The organism is Microcoleus sp. T3_B1, assembly GCF_036700445.1.
Lineage (GTDB): Bacteria > Cyanobacteriota > Cyanobacteriia > Cyanobacteriales > Microcoleaceae > Microcoleus.
In genome coordinates, this window is sequence record NZ_JAUBOX010000021.1 from 18,931 (window position 1) to 34,795 (window position 15,865).

Consider the following 15,865-nt stretch of genomic DNA (forward strand, 5'->3'; position numbering starts at 1 on the left):
TGCGCTCTCTGCGGTTTAAATAAAATCTTAGTTTTTAACCGCAGAGGACGCAGAGTACGCAGAGGAAGAGAAGAATGAGAAAGAGAGGTGTTGAGAATAGGGTTATTTAGAAGTCTGAGGAACTAAATTAACCCCTGGCAGTAACTGTTCTAAATCTAAATCTGAAGCAATTTTAGCTAATTTAGCAAGGTCAGTCGGGTCATCTAAATGCGGCAAAATACCCAACACAGGTATTTGAGTCAGCGACTGGATCAAATCAACGGGCGCTAGATCGGCAATTTCTTGTTCAGAATAAGCTTTAACGCAATTGAGCACAATTCCTCTGAGCTTAAAACCAGTGTGTCTGGCGAGAGCAACATTTGCCACAGCTTGCCCGATCGCCCCCAACCTCACAGGTACTACCAAAACCCCCCTCAGCCGCCAATCCCTGGCAATATCTGCCACAGTCAGTTCCCGCGTTACAGGCGATCCCAGCCCTCCCAAAGCTTCCACCAACACAAAATCCTTGCGCTCAGAGAGGCTTTGCCACGCCGTCCAGACCTTTTCGAGCTCGATACGTCTCCCCTCCCGTTCCGCAGCAATCGGCGGTGCTAAAGGCGCATCAAAGTGCAGCGGATTGAGTTCTTCGGGGGATTGGTCGAGGGAAAACAAACGGGTGTAGAGTTCGCGATCGCCCGTTCCTGTTTGCATGAGTTTCATAATTCCCAAACTGCGATCGGGAAAATACATTTGCCAATAAGCAGCCAGAGCGCTGGTCAAAACAGTTTTGCCCGCGTCGGTATCAGTTCCAGCAATTAGCAGGGAGTTCATTGGCAAATAGCTAACAATTAATTGGCATCAACCTCAGTCTAGGGGAATTTTGCCAGAAGTTTAGAGTTCTGGCGATGGTGCGGGTGTTGGTGCTGGTTCCGGTGACGGCGCGGGTTCCGGTTCCGGTTGCGGCGACGGTGCCGGAGTTGGGGCCGGTTCCGGCGATGGTGCCGGAGTTGGCGCCGGTTCCGGCGACGGTGCGGGAGTCGGTGACGGTGCCGGAGTTGGTGCGGGAGTCGGTGACGGTGCCGAAGTTGGCGCGGGCGTCGGTTTGGGTGCCGGAGTTGGTGCAGGAGTTGGTGCCGGCGTCGGTTTGGGCGCGGGCGTCGGCGCGGGCGTCGGTTTGGGTGCGGGAGTTGGCGCTGGGCTGGGTTCTGGGCTTGGTTCCGGCAAAGGTTCTGGGCTTGGTTCCGGCAAAGGTTCTGGGCTCGGTTCCGGCAAAGGTTCTGGGCTCGGTTCCGGCACAGGTTCTGGGCTGGGTTCTGGCACAGGTTCTGGGCTTGGTTCTGGCAAAGGTTCCGGGGTTGGGGTTGGCAAAGGTTGGGGGGTTGGGGTTGGCAAAGGTAGCGGGTTTGGTATCGGAGTTAGTGTCGGCGTGGGATTTATGAGTGCTGGCGCAGTCGGAGTGGGTTTGGGGCGCGAATTGTTGAGAAATGAGCCGACTAAAGCCCAGGAACCGAAGCCCGTCAAGATTACTAAGCCCGCCAGCAGACCGATCGCAGCAATGGGATTGTCCCAAAAAGTGTCGCCAGCAGGCTCAATTAACGGGTCTGGCTGGTTTTTTTGCGGGTGGGAACTCTGGGCGACGGGCTCTGGCGGCCTGCCCACGGCCACCGTTGCTATTAGCGAAGGGTTTGTCGGTACCACTGCTGGCGCGGGCGGTACAGTTGGCTGGCTAGGTTTAGGATTAGTTTGGGCGTCGAGTGCTTGGGCGACTTCGCTGACAGATTGATATCGATCGCCCGGAGACCGGCTCAACATCCGATTGAGCACCAAAGCCAAACCCGTGCTCACCTGCGCTTGCTGCTGCCAATTCCACTGCAGCGTTGTTTGATCGAGCAATTCCTGCGGTTCTTTGCCTGTCAGCAGGACGATCGCCGTTACAGCTAAAGCGTAGAGGTCGCTGCTGGCTGTTGCCCGCCCGCTTTGCAACTGTTCCATCGGCGCGTAGCCGATTTTACCGACAGTTGTTGCGTGGGCTGTTCCTTCGGGAGACTGGACTTTGGTGGCGAGTTCCTTCACCACTCCAAAGTCAATCAGCACCGGCATTTGGTCGTTTTCGCGCCGAATTATATTTTCTGGGGAGATGTCGCGGTGGATGATGCCGCGGGCGTGGATGTGAGCGAGTACCGGCAGCATTTGCCGGATAAATACCAAGACTTCGGCTTCGGTGAAGGTGCGACCATTTGAAGTTCGATCGAGCATTAGTTCGCGGTAAGTCATCCCTTCCACGTAATCCTGCACTAAAAACAAACGCTGGTTCTCTTCAAATATTGCCCGAAACTGGGGAATTTGTGGGTGCCCAATTTGGTAAAGTATTGCCGCCTCTCTTTGAAACAATTCCTTCGATTTTTCCAAAACGTATGGCCCGCTTTGCACCGGAATCAATTCCTTCAGGGCGCAGCGTTCTTGAAACCGTCCCAAATCTTCTACTAAATAAGTCCTGCCAAATCCTCCTTGACCTAAAATATTCACCAAACGGTAGCGGTTTTGTAGGAGAGTTCCAATAGCAATAGGTGGCTGCATAAGTTTAAGTAGAAACTGTTAAAAAATAGACGATCGCTCACAGACTTAGTAATGCTAGGTCTTTAATGCTCTTGAGCAGACTTCACTCTCTGTAGTCCCCAGTCCCGACCAAAGTTAGTATTTTACATTTTTTTGACATTCTTGGACGCCATGATGGTCAGAAACCGGGTTTTTTCACGAAAATACAGAGGTTGCCACCTGCATATCCGATCGAAAACCCGGTTTCTGCGTCAATATCTCAAGGGAGAAATGCACGATTTTTCGTAGAAACCGGGTTTTTTGGCCTTAGCCCTAATAAATTGTCGCCCCCCGGCCTAAGCCATACATCTCTATAAAACTTGAGATTATTTATGGGAGATGTCTACTGACTACTGTCAACTGCCAACTGCCAACTGCCAACTGTCAACTGTCAACTGTCAACTGTCAACTGTTAAGCTTTGCTTTCACCATGTCTTGAATTCTGTTACCGTCTGCTTTGCCCTTAAGCTGCTGCATTGCCTTACCCATCACCTTGCCCATATCTTTTGCAGAAGTAGCGCCAACCGAGGCAATCACTTCGTCAACGACTTGACTCACCTCTTCGTCTGACATTTGCGCCGGCAAATACTCTTCAACAATTGCCAACTCCGCCTCCTCTTGTGCCACTAAATCTTCGCGGCCACCTTTGCGGTATTGTTCGATCGAATCCCGGCGCTGTTTGGCTATTTGCATCAAAATTTCCATTTCTTGAGCTTCTGTCAGCGTTTCTTGCCCGGAGGGACGAAGGCTGACTTCTTTTTCGAGAATAAATTTCTTGATGCCGCGAACTGTTTCCAAGCGAACTTTGTCCTTGGACTTCATGGCTGCTTTGATTTCTGCGTCAATGCGTTCTCTTAAGCTCATCGATTTCTACCTTGCTTTGCCCGATATCAAAAATCTGGAGTATGCTCCGATTCTTAACTTTTTTTACAGTATTTTTCCAGTTTATTGCCTGTTGGTGGCATTTTTATCGCCTTGAACCCGGATGCCTTCGGCTTTCGCCTGAATTTGGGGTGGCTGCACTTGCAGCCTCAGCCCCAAATTGACTCTCGCTAGAATTTTTAGACGCAGGGGCACAAGTGCGATCGTACTTCTGCCAGTACAGAGTTCGCTAGAACTCACATCTTGCACCATTCTCAAGAACAGGCTTTTCGGCCTGTTCCACAAAGAGTAGATTTTCTTGTGGAACAGGCATCTTGCCTGTTCCTAAAAAGCTTATTGACAATGGTGCAACATTTCAGCTAGAACCCACATTCCACACCCTGGGGGTGTCACACAGCATAATTACGCAGAATGCTCTATCTTTACAGTAATAAATTATGCGCTTAAAAAGTAATTTATCCGTTAATGTACGGTATTCTAGTATAACTTATAGTTTTATTGCTGGATAAAAATAAGTAAAAACCGATTGTGACCGTTGAGGGTGCCGAAAGTGGGCTAGAAACCCGGTTTCTCGGAGATATTTCTGCAAGTCCTATTCAATTCGGCTAAGTTAACACTTGTGGTCGCCCCGAAAGTTAAATCTATTAAAAAATTGGCTAATATTTCTAGTTTCAGATGGTAAGATAGCGATGGAATAAACGTCCTGCAAGAGGCCTGCTGTGATCCGTTCTGCTACTTTACCGCTTCCGCTTCCCGAGCCGCCGGTTTCCGCTCATGACCGTCTGCGGCTGTTCTCCGGTTCTGCTAATATTCCCCTCGCCCAAGAGGTGGCTCGCTATCTGGGGATTGATTTGGGGCCGATGGTTCGCAAGCGGTTTGCTGATGGGGAACTCTACGTTCAAATTCAAGAATCGATTCGGGGTTGCGATGTTTACTTGATTCAGCCAACTTGCTGTCCGGTAAACGATCGCCTCATGGAATTGTTAATTATGATCGATGCTTGTCGCCGCGCTTCGGCTAGACAAATTACTGCTGTCATTCCCTATTACGGATATGCTAGGGCTGACCGCAAAACGGCCGGAAGAGAGTCGATTACGGCAAAATTAGTGGCTAATTTGATTACGGAAGCTGGGGCAGGTCGCATTTTGGCGATGGATTTGCACTCGGCTCAGATTCAAGGTTATTTTGACATTCCTTTCGATCACGTTTACGGTTCGCCGGTGCTTTTGGATTATCTGGCGAGCAAGCAATTGACGGATATTGTTGTGGTTTCGCCGGATGTTGGCGGAGTCGCTAGGGCGAGAGCTTTTGCCAAAAAGCTTGGTGATGCTCCCCTGGCAATTATTGACAAGCGCCGCCAAGCTCACAACGTGGCAGAAGTGATGAACCTCATCGGTGATGTCAGGGGCAAAACTGCTGTGTTGGTGGACGACATGATCGATACTGCCGGCACGATTTCTGAAGGTGCGAGATTGTTGCGCCGCGAGGGTGCGAGGCAGGTTTATGCTTGTGCTACTCATGCGGTGTTTTCGCCTCCGGCGATCGAGCGTTTGTCTAGCGGGATTTTGGAAGAGGTAATTGTTACAAATACAATTCCTGTGCCGGAAGAGAACCGTTTTGAGCAGTTGACGGTGCTTTCGGTAGCGAATTTGCTCGGAGAAACTATTTGGCGGATTCACGAAGATAGTTCTGTAAGTAGTATGTTCCGCTAGACAGGAAAGGCGCTTTTTGAATGTTTGTTTTAGGGTGCGTTAACAAGAGTGTAACGCACCGTTTTTTTGCCCAATAGTGCGATCGTTTCCCGCAAGTAATCAGCCCAGGCGCATCTAAATTTTACTGTCAAGTCCCATCAAATTCTTGTGGAGTCGGCGTCCCGCCCGCCCGGAAAATACAATTTAGATGCCCAACAGCTTATCCAGTTCCTCGGTAAAATAACGGTTATAAGTTTGTAGTAAGGACTCAAGTCCTCATAAAATTCGCTCGGACTTTAGTTCTCACTACGAACCAATGTGACGATCGCCGATCGATCGCACTTGGTACCACCGGAACAAGAGATGGTAAAATTCTATCTTGTTGTTGGAAGAGGGCGACTTTTTTATATTCTAGATAAGTCTCATCACAATAAGGAGCCAATAGGGAAAAATCATGAAACATTCACTTCTACGAACAGTGGCAGCACTGGCAGGTTCAGCAATTTTAACACTTGGCGCGATCGGTTCGGCTAAAGCATTTACTTTTGACGAAACCGAAATTAACCAAGAGCGAGTAATTGTCATCGCCCAACCCCGCCCTTACGGCGGCCACCAATTGCTAATTGTAGAACAAGTATCTGACAAGCGAAAATGCTGGAGCGAAAGCGGATCTAATCCCGTGAAAGTCGATCCGTTATTAGTTACTTTTGATTTTACCGGTATTTGTGGTCGCGCAACAGACAGCAACGGCTTTTCAATTCGCATGGCCGGCACCGATTTAGCATTAAAATACACCCTAAGTTTGGAAAGTGTTGATGGTAATGTTCTTCTAATGGGAACTCCGGTAGATTACCAAGGTAAATCGGTGATTATCGGTCGCACAAACGGCGATGTTAACGACTTCATGAAAATCACTCTCGATCCTGCTTGGCGCTTGAGTAAAAGAGCTTACCAAGGCCGCACATTAGGTCACTTTTATTTCACTACCAATCAATCCGCACCGGGAGAAATTGGCAATGCCGGAGGCAATACCGAAGCAATACCGGAGCCAATACCAATACCAATACCAATACCAATACCGCAGCCAATACCGCAGCCAATACCGCAGCCAATACCGCAGCCAATACCGCAGCCAATACCGCAGCCATTACCGCAGGAAATACCAATACCGCAGCCAATACCGCAGGAAATACCAATACCGTAGGCAATACTGGCTTTTCTACCATTCGGAGATAGCTACCGATGATATCTACTATTCAATAGCTTTCGACCGCAACTTGCTGTTACCACAGAGCAATTGGTATCTTTAGTTTGGGAATCTTTGAAATGAATACAAGGCGCTAATATCACATTTCCTAGCCATATTTCTATCCGTCCATTTAGCGAAGTTGATATTTCCCGCTGGAGTGCGGGAAAAGTTCTATTGGCGCGGGACAACAAGATAGTTAGTGGCTATCAAGATGCAACTTTTAAACCTACGCAGCCCGTCACTCGCGCTGAATTGAGTGCGGTGCGCCGTCGAGCGGCGGAATTTGGTTTGTCGGCGGGAATGCAGCCGAATTTAGTTGCTAAAGAGCCGTCTAAAACTTTTTCAGACATTCAGAATTATTGGGCTGCTTCTATTATTACTCAAATGTCTTCTTATTGTTCTGTTGCTGCTGCTATTAACGAAATGGGCTCGGTTTGTTTTCGAGAATTCTGCAAAGCGCAATTACGCGGCGGCTACTTTACGGATGCTGAAATGCGTCAAGGCTTAGTAGGATTATTGTAGGGTGCGTCACGGAAGCGAATGCAAAATAATTGGGATTTTCCCAAGTGACTCACCCTACATGATAATAGTACGTCACAGGAGGAAGTACAAAATAATTGGTGTTTTCTAAAGAGACTGACCCTATATTAAGTGGACATTTGTCAACTGTCAACTGTCAACTGTCAACTGTCAACTGTTTACGCTACACCGTAATCAGTATACGGTCGTTTATATGGGGGTTGCAATCCCAAAACAATATCCTCTCTCGGTACTCCCATTGCAACTAATTCCTCCGCAGGATTTTGCTCTGTCAAATTTTGCTGAAGCCAGATTTTTCCATCTTTGATGTCAATGTGAATGAAGGTTTGATAAATCCGGGTTAAGTGTTCCCAGCCGACATTCATCCACTGATAATGATCTCGTTCTGTGTCGCAGATAAGTTGCACTTCGACTTCATCATCAGAAACATCTTCTTCGGCATAACGGCTCATTAATGTCTGAACATATTGACGATATTGAGCTAGCTTGTCCATTGCACAATCACCTCATTTTTTTGATCGTATACGATTAGCAACACCTGATACTCTTGTACCGCAGTTTGAGTAAACTGAGACTGAAAAAATGTTTGATACACGTCAATGGGTACTGCCAAATACAATTTCCGATTAGGTTCAACCGATGCCAGGCCCAGCCGATAACTGAGAAATTGTCCCAATGCAGCATAAAAGTCTGTAATTGCAGAGGGATTTAGGAAGCTTTTGATTTCGACTGCAATTTTCTCCCCACCTCGCTCCGCTGCGACTAACCTTTCAGCTCCCAAATCGACCTGAAATTTAATATTGCCAAACTTAAACTTTAGTGGATCGGCAGTAATCACCCACTGTTCTTTTTCAAGTGCCCGTTTTACGGATTCGTGGAAAGTATCTTTGGCAGACACAAACAAATTCTCAGCGCGATTGCAAATAACTATTAATTATACCGAAATCGCGGTATATTGTCAATCGGTACAATACTAATTGTATAAATAGTTTCAATTTTTAAGTTAATTAGGACTAAAGTCCTCATATTACTTGTTTCCTGACTCTGTTTCCTTGCGTTTCTTCTTAGAGGCTGGTTTCCGATTTTTCGGAACGGGGATTGTCTCTGATTCTTGCTGTGCGCTGTCTGGGGTTACTTTACACAAGTCATTTAAGGAAAGTTTTTGCTGGGATTCAAGTTCGTTTAGCAAGTTTGATGCGGTTTCTAATATTTGCTTTCCCTGTCGAACTTGAATAGTAGTTTTATTTTCGATCGCATCTAACAACACAAAAATCGAGACTGTTTGCCAAATATCTAAATCGTCGCCGACGACATCGCAAGCAGAGACAATTTTGCCGTTTTGTGGGGCGTGAATTCCTAAGCCGGAATCTTGAATTAACGGCTGGATTTCTGCTAGACTTAAATTCGCAAGGTCGCTAATTTTATGTTCGAGGGACACTAAATCTGCTAAATCGGGTAAGTTGACCGATTCTGCGGCTAAAGCATCGAATTTAAAGGTAAGAGTTTGATTCAGCGGATCGGAAATGGCATAAATTGATTGAATTTGCGATCGACTAACCGCACCTTTATCGAAAAAATCTCTACCTTGCGGGGCGATCGCAATTTGGCCATTTTCAGCCACCTCCAAGCTTTCCAAACTAACCAGAGTCGCCGCCGTAGTCTTCACAAAAATCTCGTCTAACCCCAGCAAATCCGCCAATTCCTTCAAAGTTGGCGCAGGTTCAAACTCAACACCCGCCCGCAAAATGAACTCTTCCAACACGTTAAACTCGCGCGGTTCGCTAACCGCCACCTCCAGCGGAGTTTGGCGGATTGCGAAGCGGAATTGACGCGCCGCCAACACTGACAAACCCGGATTTTGTTGCTCAATTTGTTCGGCTAGCGAACTTAAATTCGAGTCAATTGGTTTAGTTGAGGACGCTAGAAACATCTACAAAACCTCCGCAGTGACGCACCGTTTTTGAAACTTCCTGATACATTTTTCCCACTGTACCTGTTTGTTGGGTAAATAAATCGTGACAGCCGACAACAATCAGCAATTCTTGAGCGCGGGAAAATGCCACATTCACCCGTTCCGGTTCCTTAGCAAATCCAATATCGCCCCTAACATTATTGCACACTGTGCTGACAATAATTACAGGTCTTTCCATGCCTTGAAATATGTCAACCGTACCAGTACGGATGCTCAAAGCCGGGAATCTTTCCCCTTCGATTCTGTCTTTAATTGCATTTAATTGAGCAGCATAAAAAGTGATAATTCCGATTTCTTTCGGTGGTTCACCGTCGGCAACTTTGGGCTGCCAAGCTGTCTCCATTTGTTCGCACAAACGCTCGATCGCATCAATCTCCTTGACATTCAACCGCGAAGTACCCTGTTTTTCCTCTTCAAACCCTTGTGCCACGGGCGTTTTCACCCACAGAATGTGATTATTTTCTTGAATGATTCTACCTGCGAGGTTGTGGGCGCGTTTGGTGTCTGCTTCCTGAATGCCACAGTTGAGTTTTTGCTGGTAAAACTGATTGATTGCGCCCATAATTTGCGGGTGCATTCGGTATTGAGTTGTCAGCATTTTTTTGATGCTTTCGCTGGCAGTTTCAAACAATACTTTGAACAAAGATTCTTTGATAAAACTTAATTCGTCTCCGGTACAACCGATGTCTTCGGCAATATCGTCGATCGTACTTTGATTAAACATCGGCGGCAATTGCCGATGATCGCCCACTAATACTAACTTTCTACCTTTCAAAGCGGGGATTAACAACTCTGGGGGAGTGCATTTGCTAACTTCGTCAATGATGACTGCATCAAAGCTGGGAAAGTTTTTAGTAAAATCGAAACTGGCAGCTTGCACGCAAGTAATGCCGATAACGTTGGCATTGTCAATATAAATTTGCTTTAAATCGTTGCGGTCTTTTTCTGATGGATTGCGGAGTTTTTGAATCCAATCTGTCACAAAGGTTTGAGAACGATTTAGCGCTGTTTCTTCTTGTTCTAATTTCCTCTGCCAAGTTTTGAATAAACGCTTAATTTTGTTCAAAAAAGCTACGGTGAATAATCCTGTATTCGGAACTTCTGGCTGATATTGAGTCGGGATAGTTTGCCATGCTGACTCCCACCAATTTCTTTCGACAAGTAATGCTGCTGTCGGTTGCTGCTGTTGCAGTTGAGCGTTAATTTCGCTCAACTCTGCTTGAAGTTCGGCGAGTTGCTGCTGCGAAGTTGCAGCCGCAGTTTGCAGCGGGGATAAATGCTCGTCAAGACTATTTTTGATAGTCTCCAAAACCCCAAAAGGATCTAAGTCAGCAATTGATTTTTCAAGCTGAATCAGGCTGGCTTTCCAAGCCTCAACTTGCTTGACAAACTGCTGCGGTTGCTCCCAAATATTCGATTTTTGGGCGAGATATTGTTCGGCTAAAATTCGCAATTTTTCAGGGACGTTTGGCTGTTGGACAATTGCTTGCAATAAATTAGTAACTTCGCTAATTTTTAAGTTTGCCTCTTGCTGCGCTGTTTCTACCTGAAGTTTAGCGGCGGCTATTTGCTGCTGGCTTAATGTTTGACCGATTTTATCTAATAATTGTTGCTGTTTGATAAGCTGCTGTTCGGTTTCGGTTTTCAGGGGAACCACGCACTGACGCGCATTGGCGAGGATACTGTGCAGCAATTCTTTGACTAGGCGATCGAAGGTAGCCTGGATCTGATTTGGCTGCAAGGATTGACTGTAAAATTGTTGAATGCTACCTAAGAAAGTGCGAGCTTTTTCGATGATAAATTTGCGCTGACTTTGGCTGACTTGGGAGTAGCTGGCGAAGTCTTTGGCTAGTTGCTGCCACTGTGTTCGATCGCCCGCAGAGAGCACGATCGGCGTTTGACTCAAATTTAGGTGCAGAAACTCGCTAAACCGGAACTGTTGCCCTTGTAGATCCTTAAAACCTGCGGTTTCTTCGTGGGATATCGCCTTTTGCAACCGATCCAAATCGGGCAAATTGATTTTGCATTTGGGCGGCACGATCGGCAATTTGAGCGATCGGGCAATTTTCAGCAATCCTGCGGGCAATTCTACCATATCATCCGTCAGCATTGCGCCCGTTTCCCAGCAAGTTTTCACAACTTCATAGAGCCCCGTATCAGCCGTCTCAATCCACTGTGCAACAGCGACGACAACGGCTGCAATTTCCGCTTTTCGCAGTTCCAAATTCTTGATTTTCTGTTCGAGATTTTGGCGGTGTATCTGATTTTGCCGATCGCCCAATTCGAGTTGATTCACAGCCTCAGACATCTGCCGCGACACCCGCAACGACTCTGCAACCGTTGACATAGCGTGACAAATATCATCAGCGCGATCGAATGCCGTCTTAAATTCCGATATTTGCGCCGCTACAGTTTCCTGCAGCCAAACAGCAATCCCAAACGCGCCGCAAGCAGGGCGATCGAAGCCTATTTGAATAGCATGGCTAGCGGCAATCCGCACATTTGCCATAAAGTTTTCTACTAAAACATTGCCTTCTGAATAGGGTTTTAGTCGGGGCATAAACTCGGCAACTTCGGGAGATTCCCAGTTGACATTAGGCGCATCCAGCAGATTTTCTAACCCACTAACTAGAGATTCAAGCTCGCTTTTGTCGGTTAAATTCCGTTCATAATCTGCTGCTTGCTGGTTGCACTTTTCCTCAATATTTGCTTTACTGTCGTGCAGGTGTTTTAATTCATTAAAAAAATCTCTCTCTGCGGCACAGTAGGCGGTAAATCGCTCTGAGTCTGCCACCAACTGCCGCAAAGATTTGACATTAGTCAGGCGCTGCGAGAGCTTTTCTTCGCAGTCAGTCGCCGTATTTTGCAGCCAAGTGCCGATCGCATTTTCCTCCAAAAACGGCTGCCCTTCTTCCTGCACCTTATGAGCTTTTCCCTTCCGCAAAGCCCGAATCGCCGGATTGTGAACTAACCGACTCAAAGCATTGTCTACAGCCAAATTTGCTTGGGAAGCAATGAGCGTTTTGCCACCCTGACGGGCAATTTGATAGCAAATCTCCGCAATCACAGTCGTTTTGCCCGTTCCCGGCGGGCCTTGAATCAAAATTAAATCCCGCGCCGAAAGCACCGTTTCTACGGCGGCCAGTTGATCGTCATTAGCATTGCGATTTAATAAGTTTTCCCGATCCAATTTAATCATTTTTTCGGGCATTCTCGCCTGAGAAGAGTCGAATAAAAACTCACTCAAATAGGGATTTTGAGCGCGGCCATCTGTCAGCATTTTTAAAGCTTTTTTCTTACGTTCAATCTGACTGATATCGCCCGCCGCCTCAAAATACAAGAATCCTTGTTTGGGCATTTGATATCTGCCGCCCGCCATGCGAGATCCTAAATCAACATCTAACTTAATCCGTAATTTACCATGTTCAAAGTCAATTTCAGCGATGCTACCCAATGTCTCTCCATCTCGGCTGCTTCTGCTTCCGGGCGGCGAATCAAACAGGATAATTTCTTCATTTCTGGCTTTTTTCAGCCTTTCGCGAAAGTCGCCCAATTCTAAGGGATTTTCATCATAGCCATCAAGAGTTGCGGAATTACGCTCAATTTCAAACGTGACGATTTTGAAGCCTGAACCGTAATTGTGCGCTCGGAAAGGTACACAAAATTGACGCGCTTCGGCGATGCGTTTTTCTACATTTAAAAAAGTATGCCAAACTTTTAGTTGTTCCGTAGTTGGTATGTGTCTGTCGTCCCAAAATGGCATTTGTTGGACGCGGGCGATCGACTTTGCAGGAATTGGCGATCGACTGTTAGCCAAAAGTCGCAACTGAACCGGCAAAGAATACCCATCTTTCCTCCCTCTAGGAACCGCCACCAAACCAGCATCCAGCAGTTTTAAACCGCCAATTCCGTCTTCACAGCGTACAGTTGCTAACAACCGCAAAGTGCGATCGGCTTTTTGCAACAATTGGGGTAATTCAAAATCATCTCCATCCGTAGCAAGGAGCAATTCCCAGATTTCTTCTTCCGAAAATCTGTCATTTACCTTTTGGCGGCGCACGTAGAAAAGACTGTGGGATTTGCCAGCTATCTCCGACATCAGAATTTCCGCACGTTCTCTGCATTCCCAATCGCAATATTTCCCTAAAGCCGCTTCTCCTTCTATATCCCGAATAAACTTATTAATTGTGCGATCGCCACTAAATTTATATCCCCAATCTTCTGTTACTAAAGATGGCATATTTAGATTTTAGATTTTAGATTTTAGATTTTAGATTGGATTTAAGATTAGCACATCGGAACTTGTACCGACACATTGGTGTCAATAACCAGCCTGAAACCCCTGAGAAATCTCGCTTTTCGCTGAGTCTAGATCCCCCTAAATCCCCCTTAATAAGGGGAGTAGGGGTTGACTTTGAGTACGCTCTTGTCCCCCCCTTATTAAGGGGGGTTAGGGGGGATCGCTCCCTAACTGTCAAACAGCAGACCCATACTACTTTTAACGTTAAGTTGACACAAATGATGCCGACAGAACCGCTAAATCCCAAAGATTAAGGTGTGCCGAAGCCCACCCGGAGGCGATCGAATTAAACAGTTGAGAATCAAAAGGGCGAACGATGGGACTTGAACCCACGAATGGTGGTACCACAAACCACTGCCTTAACCACTTGGCTACGCTCGCCGTATCTGTTTTAACTATAGCATCATATCTCAGCACAAGTCTAGGGGTAAGGCAAAAATATTTTGAAATATTTCTGAGCGTCCCTGAACCGGACAGATCGATGGTGCCTCAAGTTCCAAGCACAGTAAGACTATAGCACAATTTTCGCTCCGCGCGATCGGCCTGTGCGATCGGCAATTATCTCGCCCTCAGCACTTATGCGGCGTGGGTTCGGCAGCTCTGGCAGCGTCCCGATTCGATCCAGCGCATTAAAATAGCCTTATCAGCCCAGGCGCATCTAAAGTCCAGTTTGGTAAAACTCACCTCTGGCACCATTTTTAAGAACAGGCTTTCCGGCCTGTTCCACAAAGAATGAATTTCTTTTAGGGTGGGCTCTTCTAGCCCGCCCCTAAAAGCCTGATTGAGAATGGTGCAACATCTCAGATGAAATGCTTGTGGGGTGTCCAGCCCGAAAAATACAACGCCAGAAGCGGGACAGTTATGAACCCTCTCTCTTCTGTCTCTTCTCTCTTCCCTATTCCTTCGCGCCGCTTCGCGTCTTCGCGGTTCGTTTAAAAAAAACTCTTCTCCGCAATCCAAAATCTAAAATCTAAAATCTAAAATCGATATGAGCTACTGTATCAACCCAGAATGTCAAAATCCTCAAAACTCCCACACCGCCAAATTTTGCTTAAACTGCGGCTTTAACCTGTTGCTGAGACAGCGATATCGCCCGATTGAACTTTTAGGTAGAGGCGGATTTGGTAAAACTTTCCTAGCAATTGATCAAGACATCCCATCTGTACCGCGCTGTGCAGTCAAGCAATTTTATTTTTACGACCGTGACCCCGAAATTTTCAACAAAGCCGTTGAATTATTTCGCCAAGAAGCCGTCCGTTTAGACGAACTAGGAAAACACCCGCAAATCCCCACATTATTAGCCTGCTTTGAACAAGAAGGTCATATTTATTTAGTTCAAGAGTTTATAGAGGGAGCGACTCTTAAACAAGAATTAGACAAGAGTGTATACGATGAAGAGCAAATTTGGCAAGTGCTGCAAGACTTATTGCCCGTGCTGCAATTTATCCACGACAAGCGCGTAATTCACCGCGACATCAAACCCGAAAATATTATCCGCCGACAGTCAGACAACAAACTCGTATTGATCGATTTCGGCATTGCCAAACTCCTGACTGATTCAGCGATACTCCGTTCAGCAACGCTCATCGGCAGTCAAGATTATGTAGCTCCCGAACAAATGCGCGGCAAAGTATTTCCTGCTAGCGACCTTTACAGTTTAGGGGTTACTTGCATTCGCCTAATGACGCAAGTTCCTCCCTTGGATATGTACGACTGCAACAACGAGCGTTGGTGGTGGCGCGAGTTTCTTCCCAAAGCCACGAGTATTAGCGACGAGTTAGGTGAAATTTTAGATAAATTGCTGCAAACTCGTCTCACTCAGCGTTACAGTTTTGCTACGGAAGTTTTGCAAGATATCACAGCAGCTTTAGATATTCGCCATCAACATTTGCTTTCGCCCAAAAAGCCGATCATCGCTCCTGCTCTTAATAATAGCGACAACTCGGCCGATATCAGCGCGCTACCAACTCCTGATTCTCCGATTTTACCCACAAATGCCGTAGCCAATTCCGCAGAAACTTTTCCCTTATCTGTTACTTCAAATCTCGATCAAACCATGATTTCTGCACGGGGAATTAATTATACCAAACTACGAGATTTTTTGTCAAACAAAAAGTGGAAAGAAGCCGATCGCGAAACTTGGGGCTTGATGTGTCAATCTCTTTCCCAGCAACCGGGAACTCAGCTAGAAATTAGCCAAATTTACCAGATCCCCTGCGAAGATTTGCACACAGTCGATCGCCTTTGGCTGCACTACAGTCAAGGTCGGTTTGGCTTCAGCGTCCAAAAACAAATTTATGAAAGCGTTAAGGGAGACTATATCAGATTTTGCGATCGGGTCAACTGGCAAACCTACAATTCTGCTACTACTTTAGGGCAGATTAAATTTAGTCAGCAAGCACCAATCGGACACCTCCCCTCTCGCAGTTGGGTTGGCGGCATTCAGTGGCTGCGACACCTCGATGCCCTGTCAGCAAAATTAACCGAGTGCGACAATAATCCTGCTTGTAAATTGTAATTTGGTCTACCGACTCACTAAGTAAAATTTCATATTTAAACTCTACCTGAAAGCAGAGAAATTTGTCGAGCTAGATGTATCCATCGACCGAGGCTCGGTGCGATCGCTTGTCGCACAATGGATTAAGGCGAACACAGAT

The 15,865-nt window shown here is 46.6% G+C and carries 13 protein-coding genes and 1 tRNA gene; 4 read left to right on the forward strand and 10 right to left on the reverse strand.

Annotated features, from left to right (window positions below; all coding sequences use genetic code 11):
• Nucleotides 1-102: 102 nt before the first annotated feature.
• The 4 genes from bioD to QT990_RS13815 form a co-directional block, all read right to left on the reverse strand.
• Complete coding sequence (gene bioD / locus QT990_RS13800) at nt 103-810, reverse strand: dethiobiotin synthase (protein WP_333139460.1); 708 nt, start codon at nt 808-810, stop codon at nt 103-105.
• A 60-nt stretch (nt 811-870) separates the two neighbouring features.
• On the reverse strand, nt 871-2,556 hold the full coding sequence (locus QT990_RS13805) for a serine/threonine-protein kinase (RefSeq protein ID WP_333139458.1): 1,686 nt from the start codon (nt 2,554-2,556) through the stop codon (nt 871-873).
• Nucleotides 2,557-2,979: 423 nt separating this feature from the next.
• The gene (locus QT990_RS13810) at nt 2,980-3,438 is read right to left on the reverse strand and encodes a GatB/YqeY domain-containing protein (RefSeq protein WP_333139456.1); all 459 of its coding nucleotides are present in this window, start codon (nt 3,436-3,438) and stop codon (nt 2,980-2,982) included.
• Between the two features lie 81 nt (nt 3,439-3,519).
• The gene (locus QT990_RS13815; protein WP_333300303.1) at nt 3,520-3,708 is read right to left on the reverse strand and encodes a hypothetical protein; all 189 of its coding nucleotides are present in this window, start codon (nt 3,706-3,708) and stop codon (nt 3,520-3,522) included.
• A gap of 467 nt (nt 3,709-4,175) precedes the next feature.
• Here QT990_RS13815 and QT990_RS13820 point away from each other — a divergent pair, with 467 nt between their 5' ends.
• Entirely contained in the window at nt 4,176-5,168 is a 993-nt protein-coding gene (locus QT990_RS13820) for a ribose-phosphate pyrophosphokinase (protein WP_333153616.1), read from the forward strand.
• Nucleotides 5,169-5,415: 247 nt separating this feature from the next.
• On the opposite strand, the gene QT990_RS13825 is transcribed toward QT990_RS13820, so the two are convergent.
• Complete coding sequence (locus QT990_RS13825; protein ID WP_333410838.1) at nt 5,416-5,610, reverse strand: hypothetical protein; 195 nt, start codon at nt 5,608-5,610, stop codon at nt 5,416-5,418.
• Between QT990_RS13825 and QT990_RS13830 the strand changes: the two genes are divergently transcribed.
• Both QT990_RS13830 and QT990_RS13835 read left to right on the forward strand, forming a co-directional pair.
• Nucleotides 5,602-6,351: a DUF3747 domain-containing protein gene (locus tag QT990_RS13830; RefSeq protein ID WP_333139450.1), complete on the forward strand. Its 750-nt coding sequence runs from the start codon at nt 5,602-5,604 to the stop codon at nt 6,349-6,351. The genes QT990_RS13825 and QT990_RS13830 overlap by 9 nt on opposite strands.
• 219 nt (nt 6,352-6,570) lie before the next feature.
• Complete coding sequence (locus tag QT990_RS13835) at nt 6,571-6,918, forward strand: S-layer homology domain-containing protein (protein ID WP_333139448.1); 348 nt, start codon at nt 6,571-6,573, stop codon at nt 6,916-6,918.
• Between the two features lie 176 nt (nt 6,919-7,094).
• Here QT990_RS13835 and QT990_RS13840 read toward each other — a convergent pair whose 3' ends face one another.
• The 5 genes from QT990_RS13840 to QT990_RS13860 all read right to left on the reverse strand — a co-directional run bounded on the left by QT990_RS13840 (nt 7,095) and on the right by QT990_RS13860 (nt 13,589).
• The gene (locus QT990_RS13840) at nt 7,095-7,430 is read right to left on the reverse strand and encodes a XisI protein (RefSeq protein WP_333139447.1); all 336 of its coding nucleotides are present in this window, start codon (nt 7,428-7,430) and stop codon (nt 7,095-7,097) included.
• Entirely contained in the window at nt 7,418-7,834 is a 417-nt protein-coding gene (locus tag QT990_RS13845) for a XisH family protein (protein WP_333139445.1), read from the reverse strand. The genes QT990_RS13840 and QT990_RS13845 overlap by 13 nt, the downstream gene beginning before the upstream one ends.
• A 129-nt stretch (nt 7,835-7,963) precedes the next feature.
• A complete protein-coding gene (locus tag QT990_RS13850) occupies nt 7,964-8,866 on the reverse strand; it encodes a hypothetical protein (RefSeq protein ID WP_333139443.1) in 903 nt (300 codons plus the stop codon).
• A complete protein-coding gene (locus tag QT990_RS13855) occupies nt 8,844-13,148 on the reverse strand; it encodes an AAA domain-containing protein (protein WP_333139441.1) in 4,305 nt (1,434 codons plus the stop codon). The genes QT990_RS13850 and QT990_RS13855 overlap by 23 nt, the downstream gene beginning before the upstream one ends.
• Before the next feature lie 368 nt (nt 13,149-13,516).
• A tRNA-His gene (locus tag QT990_RS13860) sits at nt 13,517-13,589 on the reverse strand.
• A 607-nt stretch (nt 13,590-14,196) separates the two neighbouring features.
• Here QT990_RS13860 and QT990_RS13865 point away from each other — a divergent pair.
• The gene (locus QT990_RS13865; protein WP_333465342.1) at nt 14,197-15,726 is read left to right on the forward strand and encodes a serine/threonine-protein kinase; all 1,530 of its coding nucleotides are present in this window, start codon (nt 14,197-14,199) and stop codon (nt 15,724-15,726) included.
• Nucleotides 15,727-15,865: the final 139 nt, after the last annotated feature.

Bases quoted from the DNA above. Each gene is read 5' to 3' on its own strand.
- QT990_RS13815 (WP_333300303.1), bottom strand. From the start codon at position 3,708: ATGGTGCAAGATGTGAGTTCTAGCGAACTCTGTACTGGCAGAAGTACG.
- QT990_RS13805 (WP_333139458.1), bottom strand. From the start codon at position 2,556: ATGCAGCCACCTATTGCTATTGGAACTCTCCTACAAAACCGCTACCGT.
- QT990_RS13830 (WP_333139450.1), top strand. From the start codon at position 5,602: ATGAAACATTCACTTCTACGAACAGTGGCAGCACTGGCAGGTTCAGCA.
- QT990_RS13840 (WP_333139447.1), bottom strand. From the start codon at position 7,430: ATGGACAAGCTAGCTCAATATCGTCAATATGTTCAGACATTAATGAGC.
- QT990_RS13865 (WP_333465342.1), top strand. From the start codon at position 14,197: ATGAGCTACTGTATCAACCCAGAATGTCAAAATCCTCAAAACTCCCAC.
- QT990_RS13855 (WP_333139441.1), bottom strand. From the start codon at position 13,148: ATGCCATCTTTAGTAACAGAAGATTGGGGATATAAATTTAGTGGCGAT.
- QT990_RS13825 (WP_333410838.1), bottom strand. From the start codon at position 5,610: ATGTTTCATGATTTTTCCCTATTGGCTCCTTATTGTGATGAGACTTAT.
- QT990_RS13810 (WP_333139456.1), bottom strand. From the start codon at position 3,438: ATGAGCTTAAGAGAACGCATTGACGCAGAAATCAAAGCAGCCATGAAG.
- bioD (WP_333139460.1), bottom strand. From the start codon at position 810: ATGAACTCCCTGCTAATTGCTGGAACTGATACCGACGCGGGCAAAACT.
- QT990_RS13850 (WP_333139443.1), bottom strand. From the start codon at position 8,866: ATGTTTCTAGCGTCCTCAACTAAACCAATTGACTCGAATTTAAGTTCG.